A 17,443-nucleotide genomic window follows, 5' to 3' on the forward strand; every position below is an offset into this window, starting at 1 on the left:
TCGGGGCGAGTTGTGGAATGAAGTGGAGCGGGGCAGGGCTGCCGGCCGGGCCGGACAGGGCCTACAGCAGCCCGGCCGTGTCCAGCAGACCGAGGATGCGTCCGGGAGCCTCGCCGGCGGCGGCCCGGAGGCGCAGGCCCAGGGCCTCGGCCCGGGCCCGGTAGGAGGGGACGGAGTGCAGCTCGGTCACGGCTGCGGCCAGCAGCTCACCGTCCAGCTCCGCGCGGGTCCCGACGCCCGGGGCGGACCACCGGGTCACGATCGGCGCGGATTCGGCGCCGCCGGCCGGGGCGGCGGTGTCGACGGACGCGGGCGCGGCGCCGGCCTCCGTCTTCAGGAGGCAGAGCCCGGTGCCGGTGCTCTCCACCATGTACCGGCCGTTGCCCTCGTTCTCCGACATGGCGGGGATCACCAGGACCGGCTTGCCGGCCAGCAGCCCGGCCAGGATGGTGCTGTGGCCTCCGTGGCACACCACCACGTCGGCCCAGGCCGCCGCCGCGTTCAGCCCGCCGAAGGAGTGCGGCAGCACCCGTGCGCCCGCCGGCACCGAGGAGGGTGGTGCGGCCAGGCCGGTGGCGAGGAGCAGCGCCCATGGTTCCCGGCCCGCGGCCGTCACGGCGGCCGTGGCCAGGCCGGCTGCGGCTACCGCGCCGCCGCCCACCGAGGCGTAGACCCGGGTCCGGTCCTCGGTGTCGAACGCGGCCAGCCGGTGGCCCAACTCCCCACCCCCGTCCGGATCCCAGATCAGGGGGCCGACGTGATGGACCCTCGGGTCGGTCGCGTAGCGGTCGGCGGGCCGCTCGACGTCCGGGATGCTTGCGATCAGTGCCAGGTCTCCCACCAGCAGGTCGCTGGTCTCCTCCGGCGCCGGGACCCCGAGTTCCCGCGCCACCTGTCGGAAGGCGGGCAGACTCGCGGGGAAGGGCGACAGTCTCGGTCCGCCACTCCCGGACACCATCCAGGGCATCCAGCCGTGGGTACCGGTCACGAAGAAGTCCGCGTCGGCGACGGACACCACCGGCACCCCCTCGCTCCGAGCCGCCAGCACCGCGGTCGGCTGCATGTGGGTGACCACCACATCGGGCGCGACGCGACGGATCAGCTCCCGGTCGCGCTCGACGTGCTCGCGTACCCGGGCAGGGTGGTAATAACCCACGCTGGCATAGGCGTTGTCCGGTCCGGTGACCGCGAGATAGCCGCGGCCGCGAAGCCCGGACCGGCGGATCGCGGGCGCCCCGCCGAGGACCGGCAGTCCGGCCGCGCGCACCATGTCGCCGACCGGATCGGCGGCGAAGAGCACCTCGTGACCGGCCGCGCCGAGCAGCCCTGCCAGCGCCAGGCATCGCCCGGTGTGCCCGGCACCGACATGCCACGGGAACATCAGGAACCGGCGGCCCATCAGCTGTCCTCCTTCCCGGTGCGAAGCTCGCCGGTGCCCGCTTCCCCGATGCCCAGTTCGGTCGCCCAGAACAGCGCCCGCAGAGCTCCCGACCGGACGTCCTCCAGGTGTGCCGACAGCGCGTCCGCGGAGCCGTCGAACACCCCCTGGCGGACGGCGGTCAGGCCGGGCCCGAGACGTAGGTGGAGTCCCCAGGTCAGGTGGCAGACGGCGAATCCCAGCTCCGCGTCCCGGCGCAGGTCGCGGCCCGCGATCTCGCTCAGGGCCGTGCCGTACTCCGCGAGGAGCGCCCGCTCGTCCGGTTCTCCCTCGCCGCCGAAGAGGCGGTAGAGCGAGACGAAGGTGGCCAGGTCGACGCCGACCGGTCCGACCCCGACGTGTTCCCAGTCGATCAGCACCAGGGTCCGGTCAGCGGTGAGGCCGAGATTCCGCAGGTGCAGATCTCCGTGGAGCAGCGTCGGGGTCAGCCCGTCGGCGACGGCCGTGAGCCGGCCGAGGGCGGCCAGACAGCCGTGCAGCCGCCGGACCTGCTCCGGTGAGAACAGCCCGGCCAGCCGCTCGTCCTGACCGAGCAGTTCGAGGTTCTCGTGTCCGGCCGGTACGTGGTGCGCGTAACCCGCGTACCCGTTCCGCTCCAACCAGGGGGTCGCCAGCACGCCGGGGTCGGCGGTCACCGGAGCGTGCAACCGGGCCAACCGGGCGGCCACGAGGTGCGCGTCCGCCACTGTCCAGCGCCGGTCCATCGCCTCCCCGACGTCCCGCATGAAGATCCACTCGCTGCCGCCGTGCCGCAGCGCTCCGGCGTCGGGCGCCGTGGCGAGCCCGTCCGGGAGGATCCCGCGCAGCGGGCTGCCGAAGAACCGGGTCTCCCGCTCGGTGAGCGCCGGGTCGCTCAGTTCCAGCAGCGACTGGTTACCCCCGGCCGGGAGCTTGGCGATCCACGAGGCCGGGCCGCCGTCTCCGAGGTCTGCGGACACCCGCAGCACGGTGGCCTGCCCGAGCCCCGGGGAGAGGTCCTCCGTCGAGAGGACCTTCACCGTGCGCCCGTGCTGCCACTGCCCGCTGGGCCCGAGCTGCCGGAGATGCTCCGCGAGAGCGCCCCCCACCTCTTCGGGAGACGGAAGCCGGCGATCGTTCATGTCATCCACCCAGAGTCGGTCGGGAGTCGTCTCAGACTGCGGCAGGGACGGTGTCCGGGGCGATGTCGCCGGTGGACGCACCGCCGGGCGTGACACCGCGCTCGGTCAACAGCTGGTCGAGGTTCTGCGCCAGCAGAGCGGGATCCCGGTGCGCCAGGTACCAGTCGAAGGTCTTGCGCACCCCCTCCGCGAACAGCGTGCCGGGCTGCCAGCCAAGGATATCGGCGGCGCGCTCAAAGCTGGCGATCCGGTTGACCGGGCCGGTCGGCATGTCGGTACGGAAGGCGAACTCCGGCTGGTAGCCAGCCATTTCGCAGATCATGTGAGCCGCCTCGAGAACAGTGATCCGCTCGGTGGTACCGAGGTTCACCGCGCTGCCGTCGTCGATGTGCTCGCCGGCCAGAATGGTGCCCGAGACGATGTCGTCGACGTAGGTCCAGTTCCGCACCTGGGTGCCGTCGCCCCAGATCTCGAACGGGTTCTGACGGATCAGCGCCCGGGCCATCATCGCGATGACCGCGTGGTTCTCGATGCCGCGCGGACCGTAGACCGTGAAGTAGCGGCAGGACGCGGCCTTGAGCCCGTACTCCTGGTGCATCGCTCGCAGGGTGAGCTCGCCCATCAGCTTGGCGTGGCCGTACATGCCGTCCGCGTCGTACGGCGGGCCGGCCAGATCCTCGGTGAGCAGCAGGTCGACGCTGAGGTCACCCTGCAGGTGCAGCGGGTAGATGCAGCCGGACGAGGCGTACACCACCTTCCGCACACCCGACTTGAGCGCGGTGCGGAAGACCAGGCCGTCGAGGTAGAGGTTCTCCGCGCACGCCGCCTGGTGGAGGTCCACATAGCCCCGGCCGCCGTGCGCCGCCGCCAGGTGGAACACGGTGTCGGCACCGGCGAGCACCCGCTCGGTCGCGGCGGCGTCCCGCAGGTCCGCCTCGTGGAAGGTGATGGCGCCGGAGGCCACCTGGTCCGCGATGTTCTCGAGGAGACCGCTGCTGAGGTTGTCCACCACGGTCACCCTGGCGCCCAGGGCCACCAGGGCGTCGGCCAGATGGGAGCCGATGAAGGAGGCGCCGCCGGTGACGACGACCGGTCGACCGGCCCAGAATGCCGAGGTGGGAATACCGGATCGGATGGACATGGTTATGTTCCCTTTCGTTGTCGGATCTCCTGACTGCGACAGAAATTCCACCGCAGTCAGGAGGAGGCGCTCGCATAGCGCCGTAGACCGCGCTTCCAGAGCCATCGGGAAAGTACGCACAGTGCCCCGCAGGCGAGGACTGCGAAAGTTCCCCTGAGGAGGCTTCCCCGCCCGGTCGCGAATTCTGCCGGGACGGCGGTCGAAACTGTCATCGGCAGAACGACCGTGAGGAACGTCCTGAGCCATCGGGGATAAACACCGGCGGGCCATTTCGCCGACTGGAAGCAGCTTTGTAGAATCGCCAGAATATTGTCAATACGGATCAGCCAGAAAACCGATGTCGCGGCAATGAACCAGACCGCACACATCAGGCACGCCCCGACGCCGACCAGGAGCAGCGCACCGGCGACCGGCGCCGGACCGGGGAGTCCCTGTATGCCGAGGGCGACGCCCACCACGGCGCAGCCGAGCGAGATGTCCACGGCCTTCCAGACCTGCACCTCGCGCAGTCCGACCAGCAGTTGCGCGTCGATGGGCTTGAGCAGGACGAAATCGAAGGTGCCGTTCAACACCTCGCGGACGAACCGGCTCAGGCTCGGATGGACCACGAGGTTCACGATCCCGCCGACGATCAGGTAGATGCCCGTGAGTAGGACCAACTGCGGAGCCGTCCAACCGGCCAGACTGTCGACCCGGCTGAACAGCACCTCGATCGCGCCCAGGGCCACCCCGAGCCCGATGACGGCGTCGAGAGCCTGCGCCGCGAAGTTTCCTCGGTACTGCAACTCCGCCTTCAGGGCCGCACGGAGATGGACCGTCAGCAGTCGCGCCCGGTTCATCCGCCCACCGCCGTGTGCCGGCGGAGCGCACGACGCCAGACCGTACGCAGCAGAACCAGACTCGCCACCAGCCAGCCGGCCTGGACGAGCAGCCCCCGGACCGCCTCCGCTGCCGGGTGCCTTCCCATGGCCAGCTCGACAGGGAACGCCACCATCCACGGGAACGGCGTCCACGACGCTGTCGCGTGAAGGGCGGCCGGCAAGGCCGTCAGCGGCGCGGCGAAGCCGCCGAGGAAGTGCGACACGAACCCGTAGACCCGTCCGAACGACTCCACCCGGGTCGTCCACAGGGCTGCCAGCGAGAGCGTCCATTCCAGCGACATCCGCAGCACCGCGCCGGTGAGCACGCTCGGAGCCGCCAGCGTCAGGTCGAGCACCCCGAGCCGGAACCGGACCTCCATGGTCAGGCAGAGCAGCACCGCCATCGGCACCACCGCCACCGCGGTGATGGCCTTGAAGGTGAGGTTCTCCGCGATGTCCCCGTGCAGCGGATGCACCGGTCTGAGCAGCAGGGCGGAGAAGCCACCCTCGCGGACCCTGCGGTCCATCACCATGAAGAACCAGGTGTAGCTCACGTGGTTCACCAGCATGACCAGCAGGTAGTAGGCGGCGAAGTCGCCGCCGGAGAACCCGCCCAGCTGCCCGCCGCCGGCTGCGGTGTGCCAGACCGCCAGGTAGAGCACGGGCTCCAGGGCGACCCCGAGGACCCATATGCACATGGCCGCCGGATACCGCCGTTGAACGCCCCACGAACCGGCGCAGTACGCCCGGTACAGGAGCAGTGCCGCCCTCATCGGGACAGGCCTTCCGTGAAGAACTGCCCGATCACGTCCTCCAGGCTGGGGTCCATGACCTGGAAGTCGTACACCTGGTCGATGGCCAGTAGACGGGCCACCGCATCGGGCGCCGCTGTGGACTCGACCCGGATCTCCGCCTCCTCCGAGCTCTGCGAGACCACCGTGCCGAGACTGCCGAGCTCTGCTGCCCCGCCCCGCAGTTTCACGGAGATCCGCTTGAACGGCGCGATGCGCGCCCTGAGCGCGTCCAGCCCGCCGTCGTACACCAGGCCGCCCTCGTGGATCACCAGCGCCCGGTCGCACAACTCGGCGATGTCGCCCATGTAGTGACTCGTCAGCAGGACGGTGGTGCCGCGGCGGCGGTTGTGCTCCCGGACGAAGGTCCGGATCCGCCGCTGCATCGAGATGTCCAGGCCGAGCGTCGGCTCGTCGAGGAACAGCAGGCTGGGGCAGTGGATCAGCGACGCCGCGATCTCGCAGCGCATGCGCTGCCCCAGCGACAGCGTCCGGGCGGTCCGGCCCAGCAGCGGGCCGAGCTCGAGCATCTCGACGAGTTCCTGCCGGGTGCGCCGGAACTCACCGTCCGGCACCCGGTAGACGATCCGGTTCAGCTCCAGGGAGTCCTTGATCGGGATGTCCCACACCAGTTGCTGGCGCTGGCCCATCACGAAAGCGATCGAACGCAGGAAATCCCGGTCCCGGTCGGCGGGCCGGTAGCCGCCGACCCGAACCTCCCCGGCGGTCGGATGCAGCAGGCCGGAGAGCAGCTTGAGCGTGGTCGTCTTGCCTGCCCCGTTGGGCCCGAGAAATCCCACCACCTCGCCCGGCTCGATGTGGAAGCCGATGCCGTCGACCGCGGTGACCTCACCGGCCGTCCGGTCGGCTGCCCGCCGAAACCACCGCCCACCGGCCGGGCGCAGCCGGAAACTCTTCCGGAGCCCCTCGACCACGATCCGGGCCTCGCGGATATCCGTCACTGCCAGATCGGGTTGTCGGGGGCGAGCGCAGGAGTCGTGTCCGTCGCGCCGGCCGTGACGGTCGAGGCCGCTTCGGAATCCGCCGTGACCGCTCGCGTAATCACCGGTGAATCAGCGCCTCGCACAGGCCCGGAGACAAGGACTCCGACAACGGCGAGAGCGGTGACAATTAATCCTTTGACAACTCTGTGACGGCTCACGACTTATTCTCCCGGTTTCCGCTGGTCCATCCGTGCTCTCGCACTCAGTATGGAATCCCGCCGAAGGCATCACCATAGGTTGCGGATGGCCCGTTTATGCAGTTGCATAAACGGGCCACCCGTACGTTGAAATCCCGCTCGAGTACCACTCGAGGTCATTCACCGCAGTCGGGGCGGGCCGGCGTCGGGGGCGGGTGGCATCGCCGCCACCAGACGTCGCCACCGTCACGACACGGTTCTGCCCCCGCCGGTCGCGCCGCCCCGACGCCCAGCGCTCTGCCGGCGATTCGCTGCTGTTGGACGCCGGATTCACGTTCGGCTCCGGGTCCGACCGACACGAGCGGGCCGGCGCCGGCGCCAGGCTGCGCGGCGTCGTCCGGCGGATCCCGGCCATGCCGCTCCTGGCCTGGCGCCTGGCCTGGCGGGAAGACCGGTGTGCCCTCCTCTGGGAGGTGAGTGCCGAGGTCGGCCGCGGCCGCTGCGGGGTCGTCGAGCAGGTCCCACGCACCCTCCGGGATCAGCGCGCGAGGGCGCTGAAGCATCCCGGCTCCGAATCCGCATGTGGGAACAGGCGGGCCCCGGGCCGGCGGTGGCGCCGGCCCGGGGCCCGATCGGGGTTCTAGCGGGATCGGAGCAGGATCAGCCGTCGTTCTCCGCGGACGGCAGGTACGCGCCGGGCACGTCGTCCGGCGCATGGATCTCCCTCTCGCCCGGGTATGGGGTGGTCCAGTTGTGCGTCTCGTACCAGACCAGGTGGTTCATCTGCGCCGGGTTCGCGTAGTCCGGCACCGCGTTCGGGCCGGTGAGCCGCTGCTTCGCCTTCCACGCGGCCCACTGGGCCGCGACGGCCTGCTCCGCCGCCGGCGGCGCGGTCGTGGCCGGAGCCGCCGCCGCGTGGCCGTCCTGAGCCCCGGGCACGTCGACACCGCACGAGGGCGGCGTGGACAGGCCGTCGGTCAGCGCGGTCCGGTTGGGCACCGCCGTGAACGACGTGAAGTCCGGCTTGTCGGTGAAGGCCGTGGCCATCGGGCTGGCCGCGCTGTCCTTCTGGTTCATCGGGTGGATCCCGAGGATCTGCTCGATGGTGCGGATCATCGTGATCTGTGAGTAGTACCGGCTGTCGACGGTCCCGTGCTGCGCCCAGGGGCTGATGATCTGGATCGGGGCGCGGTGGCCGTCCACGTGGTCGAGGCCGGCCTGGGAGTCGTCCTCGACCACGAAGATCGCCGAGTCCTTCCAGTACTCGCTGTGCGAGATCTCGTCGACGATCTTGCCGACCGCCAGGTCGTTGTCGGCGACCTGCGCGGCCGGGCTCGCCGGACCACCGGTGTGGTCGCTGGACAGCCACAGCATGTTGAGGTTGGCCGGACCGTTCTGCTCGAAGTCCCGCTTCCAGATCTGGTACCGGTACTGGTCCGGAACCTCGAGGTCGAACTTGGGGAAGCCGGGTACCGACACGCTGTTGAGCGAGGGGATCGGCGACGACGACTTGAGGGGGTAGGCGCTGTCCTGCCCGGTCGCGTCCATGTTCTTCGCGTCGCAGTACAGGTTCTGCCAGCTCGCGCCGTCGGGCTTGGTCAGGAACTGGTGGAACTCCCCGTAGTCCCGGACGTCCTGGCCCGCCGCCTGCGCGCCCGTCCACAGGAAGCCCGACCTCTGGTGGCCCAGGCCGTCGTCCTCGGTGTCGTAGCTGCGCTCGTACTCACCCGCCGAGGACTCGGTGTACTCCGGGTTGTCGGCCTGCATCAGCCAGTTGTGGCCCTCGGCGGAGTTCGTGCCGATGTCGTAGGTGTTGTCGTAGAGCCCGAACTGCTCGGCCAGTGCGTGCTGGTTCGGCGTCACGTTCGTGCCGAACTGGGTCAGCTTCGGATCGCCGTTGCCCTTCGCCATGTCGCCGAAGAGCTGGTCGTAGGTCCGGTTCTCCTTGACGATCAGGAAGACATGCTTGATCGTCGACGGGTCGCCGATCCGCGCCGGCACCGGCACCGGCTTCGCCTTGTGCCGGCCGGCCGTCTGGACCGAGCCGCTGGTCCAGCCGTTCTGCCGGAAGACCTTGGCGGTCTGGGACCGGATCTCCCGGTCACCGGGCAGCGTGAACCGGGTCAGGCTGGAGGTCGTGTCGTGGGTGTTGTGCGCGCCGGTGGAGTTGGGCCGCCGCGCGTCGACGCCGCGGGTGTTGGAGACGACCACCTTCGAGCCGACGGTGGTGATCTCCGTCGGGAAGTAGTCCGTGGGCAGCAGGCCGACGTAACTGACCGGCTCCTGCGGGCTGGTGTAGCGGTAGACGGCCACCGCGTTGGCGCGGCCGAGGGTGACCAGCAAATGCCCGTCGTCGGTGAGCGTCACCGCGTCGGGCTCGTAGCCCACCGAGGCCTCCGGCCACGGCTTGGTGGAGATCCGCTGCACGACCTTGTCCTGCTTGGTGTCGATGACCGACACGTCGTCGGTGGCGGTGTCGGTGACGAACAGCGCCCCGTTCTTCGCGTACACCGCCGTCGGGTGCAGGCCGACGGCGATGGACCCGCTGGTGGCGGCCGGGTCCGCGAGGTCGATCACGCTGACGGTGCCCGTGGTCGTGGCACCGGTCGCCGGGTCGGCCGGCACCTGCGTGCCGTAGGAGTTGAGCGTGTCGTCATCGGGCGTGGCCGCGCGCCCGCCCTCGTTGCTGACGTACAGCTTGTGACCGACCTGCACCATGCCGCGCGGCGCGTTGCCGACCGTCCAGCTCTGCCCGATCGCTCCGGTCGCCGCGTTGATCGCGACCACCCGGTTCTGCCCGTTGACCGCCGCGTACACCGTCGAGCCGTCGGCGGAGAACACCGCACCCGACGCCAGCGCGTGCTTGTCCCCGTCGGCCGGGATCGACACCTTCACCGGGTTGGACAGGGATCCGTCGGCGTTCACGGAGAACCTGGTGTAGCCGTCGAGCTGGCCCAGCCACAGCTGCGAGCCGTCCGGCGAGTACACCGGGGCCGCCTGGCCGACCGACCCGTCGGTCAGGTGCAGGTCGTCCACCTTGGCCTTGCCGACGCGCTGCTGCACCCGCCCGGTCTTCAGGTCCACCACGACCAGCGACGCGTCGCCGTCGGCGACCGAGGCGGCCAGGTGACCGCCGTCCGGGCTGGCCGTGGACGCCATGACCTTGCCGTCGTTGATGACGAGCCGACTGCCGTACGGGGCGATGTACTGGTCGCTGGAGATGACCTGGCCATTGGCGGTGACCTGGCCGACCTGGTCCGTACCGAACTGATGGGTGGTCGCGAATGCCGTGCCCGTGGCCACGGCCACCGCCGTGATGCACGCCGTGGCGAGTGTGGCACGGCGGCCCGTACGCCGACCGAGAAGGACGAAGTGCTCCTTCTGGACGCGTCGACGACGCGTTACCTGCATGGCGTCATCCCTTCGTTGAATTCGTCGAGTTCGCGTAGTTCGCTCGGCTCGCCAAGTTCGTTGCGGAGGAGAGCAACTCGACCTGGCCGTCGAACTGCCACAGCGGGTTCGGCGCGTCCCCGGTCGGGGTGTGCACCAGGAAGTAGCCGTTCACTTCCTTCGGTCCGTCGCCGTCGGCCGTCAGCCGTCCGTCCGAGGCGACGTCGAGCTGGTAGATCGCCGTCCCCGGCGCGGCCGTACCGGGCAGGTGCCAGGTGACGACGCAGCGCCAGTCGTTGCCCGGCCCCACCGGGTCGACCTGGCCGTCACCCCGCTCGCACTCCGCCGTGACCTGCAGCTGTGCCTCAGTGACGGCAGGGCGGTGCAGTTGCTCGGTCTGCAGCCGGTACAGGTGCGCGAACACGGTGGCGACCGACTGCTGCACCTTCGCCTGCGAAATCCCCGAGCCCGTCGAGGGCGTGGCCACGGCGATCGCCACGAAGGTCAGCGCGAGCAGCCCGGCCGGCGGCAGCACCCCGAAGACGAGCGCGCGGCGCCCCACGCCGTCCTCGTTGCCATTGGTGAAGTCCCGCCGCACGAAGAGCAGGTAGGCCGCAGCGGTCGCCACCACGACCCACACCAGGCTGACCACGATGGAAATCAGCAACTCATCGAGCTGCACGGGGCTGGCGAACAGCCCGTTCCAGGAGACGAAGGCGTAGCCGGGCAGCGCGAGGCGCAGCGCCACCGGCAGCGGCAGCGTCTGCGCGAGCTGCATCGCGACCGCCGCCAACGCGGGGACGAGCAGCCCCATCGGCGAGCGCCCCAGGATGACGGAGCCGAGCAGCCCGATCGCCGCGAGCGCCAGCGTGGGCGCCAGCGCGCACCCCCACGCCGGCAGCACGCTCCCGGCCGCGTCCGACGGCGACAGCGGGTGCCCGTCGACGCCGACCAGCGGCCTGTTCCCGACCGCGGCCAGCCCGCCCACCGTGCTCGCGCCCACCAACCCGGCCACCAGCAGCACGATCACGGTTCCGCTCGCCAGTGCCTTCGCCACGAAGATCCGCCGCGGCGAGCGGACCATCACCAGCAGGTGCCGCCAGGTCCCGAGCCGGTCCTCGGCGGCGAACACGTCGCCCGCGACCACGGAGGTCAGCAGCGGCAGCGCCCACGAGCCCGAGAACCCCAGCACCACCAGCGGGCCGGCCCAGCCCGTGGCGTGCATCCAACGGCCGAACAGCGTGTCGGACGGCAGCGTCCCCTGCTGGGCCACCGCGGCCACGAACAGCCCCGGCAGGGTCCAACAGGCCAGCATCAGCAGCCGGATCCGCCACTGCGAGACGAGCTTGACCACCTCGAAGCGGTACACGCGGCTCACCGGCACCCGGCGCGCCTCGGGTGCGACGCCGGCACCGGCCACCGCGCCCGGGGCCATGGCCGTGCTCATCGCTCACCTTCCTGCTGCTGTTCGGTCAGGGCGAGGAATGCGGCCTCCAACGGCGGGACCACGGGCGCGACTTCGCGCACCCGCACGCCCGCGTGCACCAGCGCGGCCACCAACTCCTCGACGGCCGGTGCCGAGGCGCGCACGACCAGTGCCTCGTTCCCACGCCGCGTCCCGGCTTCCGCCACGACCCGCGCCCCCGCAGCTTCGGCGGCCACCCGCCGCGCGGTCCGCGGATCGGAGGTGAGCAGGCGGTGCTCGAGCTCGCGGTTCTCGGCCGCCAGTTTCTCCAGCGGGCCGGAGAACCGGACGCGCCCGGTCGCGAGGATCGTGACCTCGTCGCACAGCGCCTGGAGGTCGTCCATGCGGTGGCTGGACAGCACGACCGTCACCCCGTCGGCCGCGAGCCGTTGCAACGCCCGGTGCACATGCTGCTTGCCCGCCGGGTCCAGACCGTTGGAAGGCTCGTCGAGCACCAGCAGCCGCGGATCCGTGAGCAGCGCCGCGGCCAGCCCGAGCCGCTGCCGCATCCCCAGCGAGAACCCCCGCACCCGGTCGTCGGCGACCTCGGTCAGCCCGACCTCGGCCAACGCCTCGTCGATCCGCCCCGCCCGCGTGTCCTTCCCGTGCAGCGCCGCCAGCGCGGCCAGGTTCTTCCGCGCGGTCAGCGACGGGTACAACCCGGGCCCGTCCACGAATCCGGCCATTCCGTGCGGCGCCGCCAGGGCCCGCCCGACCGGTCTGCCCAACACCTCCAACTCGCCGCCGTCGGCGACGGCCAGCCCGAGCAGCAGCCCGAGCAGCGTCGTCTTCCCGGCACCGTTCGGTCCGGCCAGCCCGTGGATCCGCCCGGGCGCCAGGTCCAGATCAACACCGTCGAGCGCCACGACGTCACCGAAGCACTTCGTCAATCCACGTACGCGTGCGGCAAGTTGTGTGTCGCCCATGGCCCCTTCTCGCAATCCCCTCAGGAAACGTAGGGCGTTGACTGGGCGCCGTCAGGAGCGCTCGGTTGAACACCGATGAAACAGCAGACGGTCGAGTCTTTGGCGACGTGCGGCTGGTACTGCCGTTGCTTCTCTGGGAGTGGCAGGACGGGTGGAAGCGGTTCACCTGGTCACCAACACCTGGGCTCCGGGCGCGTTGTCACCCGCTGCTCAGGGGTGCGTCCGCGCCCCTCGGCGAGCCGTCCGAGGGCGGGGACCGGTCTGCACCGCGCCCGCGGCAGCCCGGACGGGGTACGCCCGGCCGCTCCCGCGGACCGTGTGCGGCCCGGCGTGGAGGTGCGCGGACGGTCCTGCAATCTCGCTCTCCGGGGTCGGTCCGGCCGGTGCCCCACCGAGGAGGTGTCTTGCCTCAATCCCCTTGGGATTCCTGCTGATCCAGCGTCCGTGCTGTGGAATCATCATCTCGATGGTCAGCGTGGTGGGACGGAGCCAACGGACGCGAAGGGGCCGCGGTGGGAGATGTTCACGAACGGAGTGTGGGGCCGTTCCGCATCGTGAAGCGGCTGGGAGTCGGCGGCATGGGTGAGGTGCTGCTGGGGCTGGCCGAGGACGGGACGCTCGCCGCCGTGAAGACGATCCGGCCGGCCCTGCTGCACAGTCCTGCGGTGCGGGACCGTTTCCGGCGTGAGATCGAAGCCGTCCGCTCCGTCGAGAGCCCCTGTGTCGCTCAGCTGCTCGACGGCTCGGCAGAGGACGAAGTCCCGTGGATGGCAACCGAGTTCGTACCCGGTCCGACGCTCGACCACGCGGTCGCCGTGTGCGGTCCGCTGCCCGTCGCCGTCGTCGCGGGGCTCGGGGTGCATCTGGCGTCGGCGCTGCTCACCGTGCACACCCGGGGGCTGCTGCACCGTGATCTCAAGCCGAGCAATGTTCTGTTGTCCTCCACCGGCCCCAAGCTCATCGACTTCGGCATCGCCCGCGCCATGGACATGGATGCGCTCACCGCCACCGGAACGGTACTCGGCACCCTCGGGTTCATGGCACCCGAGCAGGTGGTGAACGCCCGGCAGGTCGTCCCGGCCTCCGACGTGTTCTCCCTGGGCGCGGTCCTGGTGTACGCCGCCACCGGGTCGGGCCCCTACGGGGACGCCCCGCCCCACGTGCTGCTGCACCGGATGGCCAATGCCGGGACCGATCTGAGCGCGGTCCCGCCCGAGTTGCACGAGATCACGGCGGCCTGCCTGCGCCCGGCGGCCGACGACCGGCCCACACCGGCCGAACTGATAGTGGCGCTGGAGCGCATCGGATCCTTTGCGGGGTGGCCGACGGAGATCTACCGGCTCATCGAGGAGAGCCGGTCCTCGGCGCAGGCCGCGGCTCTGGCCCCGGTGCGGGCCGGGGCCGACGACAGACGGGCGGACGCCTCGGCGGACACCGAGGCCGCAGGGCCGCGGCGCAGGCGGATCATCACGATCGCGGGCGCCAGCGCCTTCGTTCTCTTAGCCGGCCTGGCGGCCGCGATTCACTTCGGGAGCGGCGCCGGGCCCGCCGCCTCGGGACCCGCCGCGAGCCCGCCCCCGGCCGCCACGGTCACCGGGGTGACCGAGTCCGGCGGACCAGGCCACAACGGGGTTTTCCCCACGTCGAGAACGGGGCTGCCGAGCGGATTCCACCCGTGGTCCGGCTATCTGGCCGACCAGCCGACCGGGTGCTCCCTCGGCGCGGGTACCCTGATATGCCGCCTGGTGGACGGCAGCCTCCAGGCCATCGATACCGCCAACGGCCGGCAACGCTGGCGCGTCGACCTCCCGGCGGATCCGAGCCTGCTGGACCAGCCGACGACTGCGGACGGTCTGCGGCTCATACCCGGAGACGGTGACGACCCGGCGATCAACGGCGACCGCGTCGCCAGTAAGGACAACGCCGGAGCCCTCCGCATCCAGGACCTCGCCAGCGGGCGGATCCTGTCGACGACGTCCTTCGGCAAGGACGTCCACCTCGCCGCCGAACCGCTCGCGGACGGGAACCGGCTCTTCCTGTCGCTGTGCCACAGGCACAGCGACGGCTTCGGCTGTGACTACACGCTCAACGAGTCGAGCTTCGACGGCAAGCAGGCCCCGTGGAGTCACCAACTGGGCAGCAGTGGCCCGAGTATCGCCACGCTCCACAACGTATACGGCCCCTGGGCTGCGACCGGCCGCACCGTCTACGCCCCCACCACCTCCGGGCTCTCCTCCTTCGACGAGGACAGCGGCGCGCCGACCGGGGCGCTGTCGAACAACTGCGACTCGTTGGCCGTACCAGGTCCCACCGTGCTGTGCCGGGTCGCGGACGGAGGTCTGGTGCGGGCCGAAGCCAGGAGCCTCGCCAAGCCGAACGACCTCGGCGGGCTCAATCCGCGGCTTCAGGACCGGAACACGCGGGTCACCGCCGCCGACGATACCGTGATCATCGCGCAGAATCCGTCCGACGGTTCCATGATGGCCATCGACGCCGCCACCGGCACGCTGCGCTGGCGGATCGTCGTCGACCAGCCGCACGGCGGCCAGAACCTGCTGTATCCGACCGCAGCCTCGGCCATCCTCCTCGACGCGAAGGCTGTCACCATGACCGACACCCGACTGCTGATGGTCCCGGTGGCCCCGGGCGACGCAACAGCGCCCACGACGCCCACCACGCTCCCCCTGGCGAAGCCCTCCGGATCGCCGGGTCCGCACGCGGCCATCTCGTCCTTCGTCGAGTACCAGCACCCGCGGCTGCTCGCCCTGGGCGGGGTGCTGCTCGCCGTCGGCGGCGATGGAGCACTCCACGCCTTCACCACCCAGGGATGACCGCTCGTCACAAGAAGGAGCCCGCTGTGCTGGACGAACTGTCCCCGGACAACCGGCGCCGGATCGGACCGTACATGACCCTCGCGCGGCTGGGAGCGGGAGGCATGGGAGAGGTCTTCCTGGCCCGTCGTCCCGAGGTGGCGGGCCAGAACAGCCTCGTCGCCGTGAAGACACTGCACCCGGACCTGACACGGAAACCTGAGCTCAGAGCCAGATTTCAGCGGGAGATCGCCGCCGTGGGCGCGGTGTCCGGCACCTTCCTGGCCTCATTGCTGGCCTGTGACGCGGGCGCCGAGCCGCCTTGGCTGGCCACCGAGTTCATACCCGGCCCGACGCTCGCCGAGGCGGTGGACGCGGCCGGTCCCCTGTCCGAGGAGACGGTCCGGGCTCTCGGTGTCGATCTGGCCACGGCACTGCGTGCCGTCCATGCGCGGCGATTGCTGCACCGCGACATCAAGCCCGGCAACGTGCTGCTGTCGTCCGGCGGTCCGCGGCTGATCGACTTCGGTATCGCCAAGGCCCTGGAAGGCATCGAGCTGACCACGGCAGGTCAGGTGATAGGAACCCCTGGATACATGTCACCCGAGCACCTCGACACCGGGACGGAGATGAGCTCCGCTTCGGATGTCTTCTGCCTCGCCTCGGTGCTCGCCTACGCCTCGTGCGGGCGGGGGCCCTTCGACGGCGGTCAGACGGAATCGGTGCTCTACCGCATCAGCCGGGCCGAAGCCGACCTGTCCGGGGTGCCTGGTGGTCTGCGCGACGTACTCGCCGAGTGCTTACGGCTGCGCGCGGAGGACCGACCGGACCTCGCCCAACTGATCGGGCTGCTCGATCCGGGCTCCGCGCCGTATGCCTGGCCTTCGGCTGTCGCGGCCCTGTGCGAGCGCTACGAGCAGGACGCCACCCGCCTCGCGGCCCTACCTCTGCCGCCCTTCAGCGACTTCTCCGGTACCCGTCCCCCGGATCGGGCCCCGATCGGCAAGCGGTCGGGCCGGAGCAAGGGCACCATGACGGGCCTGGCGGTGTTCGGGCTGGCGCTGGGCGTGCTCGGGGCACTGCTCGTCCCGCGGTTGATGCCCGGCCACCACGCCGCGTCCCCCTCCACCTCCGCCTCCCCCTCCCCCTCCGCCTCCGCCTCCGCCTCCGCCTCCGCCTCCGGCAAGCCTGTGCCCACTGCCGGCAGTTCCGGTCAGGCCGCCACCAAAGTGGCGCAGCCGTCCGCCATGGCAGGGGCGGACGCCGGAGCCAGCGGCGACTTCGGCTCCGCGGCGCTCACCGTATCGGCACTCCGGACCAACTGGGCTCCGTGGCACCGGGATCTGGGCTACCGCCTGGGCGGCTGCGCGCTGGGGGACGGTCTGTACGTGTGCTCACGGTACGACGGCGGGCTGGTGGCGCTCGACGCCGACAACGGCGTCACCAGCTGGAGCCTCGACCCCCGGGTTCCGTTGAACGGCCGACTGGGGGACGCGGCGGTAGGTGCCCCGGCCCTGGCCGACGGCATCGCGTACACGACCGACGGCACCTACACCCGCGCGGTCCGGCTACGCGACCACTCGATCCTGTGGGAGAAGCAGGCCGAGGGCGGGCAGATCGCCGTCAGCGTGCTGCCGGTCGGCAAGACCCTCGTCACCTATCTCGTCAACGCCGACAGCCCTCAGATCGGCGGCAGCGGGACGACGAACACGAGCGCGCTGCGCGCGAATGCCGCCGACGGCGGACAGGAGTTGTGGACGACGCCGCTGAAATCCGCGGGCACCACGCCGATCGCGCTCGACGACCGGCTGTATGCGATGTCGGACCAGCACCTGGTGATGCTGGAGACACAACACGGCGCGGTGACCGCCTCGGCCCCCGCCGCGTGCTCCGTGCTCCACGGCAACGGGCAGTGGGTGATCTGCGCCGATACCGGAGCGGGCAAGGTCGAGTCCTTCGGCGCCCAGCACCTGGACGGCGGACGGATGCTGTTGGACAGTGCCGGACAGTACCTGGCGCTGGGAAGGAGTGGCCTGCTGATCGCCGACGGGATGAATCCGGGCGCGTACACAGCCGTGGACCTCGCCACTGGCCGAACGGTCTGGAGCTACCAGCTCCCGGCCGAACAGACCAGCAAGGACACCGCTCTGCTGCTGGCCGGCAGCAAGGTCATCGACCTGACAGTCGCCTCTCCCGGAATCATCGACCTTTCGCAAGGAACGAGCGCAAGCCCGAAACCCGAAGAAGGTCCGCAGGGTTGGCCCGGCTCGCGCAACGACGGGGGCGTCTCTGCGGGCCAGCCCTCGGCTGTCCTGGCCGACGGCCTGCTGTATGCCGGATTCGCCGACGGGACGGTCCTGTCCGGCTACGCACCGCAGTGA

The 17,443-nt window shown here is 70.8% G+C and carries 11 protein-coding genes; 2 read left to right on the forward strand and 9 right to left on the reverse strand.

Features of this window, described 5'->3' with window-relative positions; genetic code table 11:
• Nucleotides 1–61: 61 nt before the first annotated feature.
• The 9 genes from ABD369_RS02290 to ABD369_RS02330 all read right to left on the reverse strand — a co-directional run bounded on the left by ABD369_RS02290 (nt 62) and on the right by ABD369_RS02330 (nt 12,252).
• Nucleotides 62–1,399 (reverse strand): glycosyltransferase, encoded by a 1,338-nt coding sequence (locus ABD369_RS02290; RefSeq protein WP_344634471.1) that lies wholly within the window; start codon nt 1,397–1,399, stop codon nt 62–64.
• Nucleotides 1,399–2,538 carry a phosphotransferase gene (locus ABD369_RS02295; RefSeq protein ID WP_344634472.1) on the reverse strand — a complete coding sequence of 380 codons (1,140 nt, stop codon included), beginning with the start codon at nt 2,536–2,538 and terminating at the stop codon, nt 1,399–1,401. The genes ABD369_RS02290 and ABD369_RS02295 overlap by 1 nt, the downstream gene beginning before the upstream one ends.
• Nucleotides 2,539–2,569: 31 nt before the next feature.
• Complete coding sequence (locus ABD369_RS02300) at nt 2,570–3,679, reverse strand: SDR family NAD(P)-dependent oxidoreductase (RefSeq protein WP_344634473.1); 1,110 nt, start codon at nt 3,677–3,679, stop codon at nt 2,570–2,572.
• A gap of 56 nt (nt 3,680–3,735) precedes the next feature.
• Entirely contained in the window at nt 3,736–4,518 is a 783-nt protein-coding gene (locus ABD369_RS02305) for an ABC transporter permease (protein ID WP_344634474.1), read from the reverse strand.
• Nucleotides 4,515–5,237 carry an ABC-2 family transporter protein gene (locus ABD369_RS02310; protein ID WP_344634475.1) on the reverse strand — a complete coding sequence of 241 codons (723 nt, stop codon included), beginning with the start codon at nt 5,235–5,237 and terminating at the stop codon, nt 4,515–4,517. Before ABD369_RS02310 ends, ABD369_RS02305 begins: the two co-directional genes overlap by 4 nt.
• A gap of 71 nt (nt 5,238–5,308) precedes the next feature.
• Complete coding sequence (locus ABD369_RS02315) at nt 5,309–6,292, reverse strand: ABC transporter ATP-binding protein (RefSeq protein ID WP_344634476.1); 984 nt, start codon at nt 6,290–6,292, stop codon at nt 5,309–5,311.
• Between the two features lie 839 nt (nt 6,293–7,131).
• Nucleotides 7,132–9,882, reverse strand: a complete 2,751-nt coding sequence (locus ABD369_RS02320) for a bifunctional YncE family protein/alkaline phosphatase family protein (RefSeq protein WP_344634477.1) — start codon at nt 9,880–9,882, stop codon at nt 7,132–7,134.
• Between the two features lie 4 nt (nt 9,883–9,886).
• Nucleotides 9,887–11,308 carry an ABC transporter permease gene (locus ABD369_RS02325; RefSeq protein ID WP_425557517.1) on the reverse strand — a complete coding sequence of 474 codons (1,422 nt, stop codon included), beginning with the start codon at nt 11,306–11,308 and terminating at the stop codon, nt 9,887–9,889.
• Entirely contained in the window at nt 11,305–12,252 is a 948-nt protein-coding gene (locus tag ABD369_RS02330) for an ABC transporter ATP-binding protein (protein WP_344634478.1), read from the reverse strand. Before ABD369_RS02330 ends, ABD369_RS02325 begins: the two co-directional genes overlap by 4 nt.
• A gap of 536 nt (nt 12,253–12,788) precedes the next feature.
• Here ABD369_RS02330 and ABD369_RS02335 point away from each other — a divergent pair.
• Together ABD369_RS02335 and ABD369_RS02340 are read left to right on the forward strand one after the other, a co-directional pair.
• On the forward strand, nt 12,789–15,083 hold the full coding sequence (locus tag ABD369_RS02335; RefSeq protein WP_344634479.1) for a protein kinase domain-containing protein: 2,295 nt from the start codon (nt 12,789–12,791) through the stop codon (nt 15,081–15,083).
• Nucleotides 15,080–17,443, forward strand: coding sequence for a protein kinase domain-containing protein (locus ABD369_RS02340; protein ID WP_344634480.1), 2,364 nt, complete (start codon nt 15,080–15,082; stop codon nt 17,441–17,443). Before ABD369_RS02335 ends, ABD369_RS02340 begins: the two co-directional genes overlap by 4 nt.

Origin of the sequence: Kitasatospora cystarginea, assembly GCF_039533515.1 — a bacterium.
GTDB classification, from domain to species: domain Bacteria; phylum Actinomycetota; class Actinomycetes; order Streptomycetales; family Streptomycetaceae; genus Kitasatospora; species Kitasatospora cystarginea.

What these genes read in the sequence shown, in the direction of transcription:
- ABD369_RS02325 (WP_425557517.1), bottom strand. Translation starts at nt 11,308, where the DNA reads ATGAGCACGGCCATGGCCCCGGGCGCGGTGGCCGGTGCCGGCGTCGCA.
- ABD369_RS02340 (WP_344634480.1), top strand. Translation starts at nt 15,080, where the DNA reads ATGACCGCTCGTCACAAGAAGGAGCCCGCTGTGCTGGACGAACTGTCC.
- ABD369_RS02305 (WP_344634474.1), bottom strand. Translation starts at nt 4,518, where the DNA reads ATGAACCGGGCGCGACTGCTGACGGTCCATCTCCGTGCGGCCCTGAAG.
- ABD369_RS02300 (WP_344634473.1), bottom strand. Translation starts at nt 3,679, where the DNA reads ATGTCCATCCGATCCGGTATTCCCACCTCGGCATTCTGGGCCGGTCGA.
- ABD369_RS02320 (WP_344634477.1), bottom strand. Translation starts at nt 9,882, where the DNA reads ATGCAGGTAACGCGTCGTCGACGCGTCCAGAAGGAGCACTTCGTCCTT.
- ABD369_RS02295 (WP_344634472.1), bottom strand. Translation starts at nt 2,538, where the DNA reads ATGAACGATCGCCGGCTTCCGTCTCCCGAAGAGGTGGGGGGCGCTCTC.
- ABD369_RS02290 (WP_344634471.1), bottom strand. Translation starts at nt 1,399, where the DNA reads ATGGGCCGCCGGTTCCTGATGTTCCCGTGGCATGTCGGTGCCGGGCAC.
- ABD369_RS02310 (WP_344634475.1), bottom strand. Translation starts at nt 5,237, where the DNA reads ATGTGCATATGGGTCCTCGGGGTCGCCCTGGAGCCCGTGCTCTACCTG.
- ABD369_RS02330 (WP_344634478.1), bottom strand. Translation starts at nt 12,252, where the DNA reads ATGGGCGACACACAACTTGCCGCACGCGTACGTGGATTGACGAAGTGC.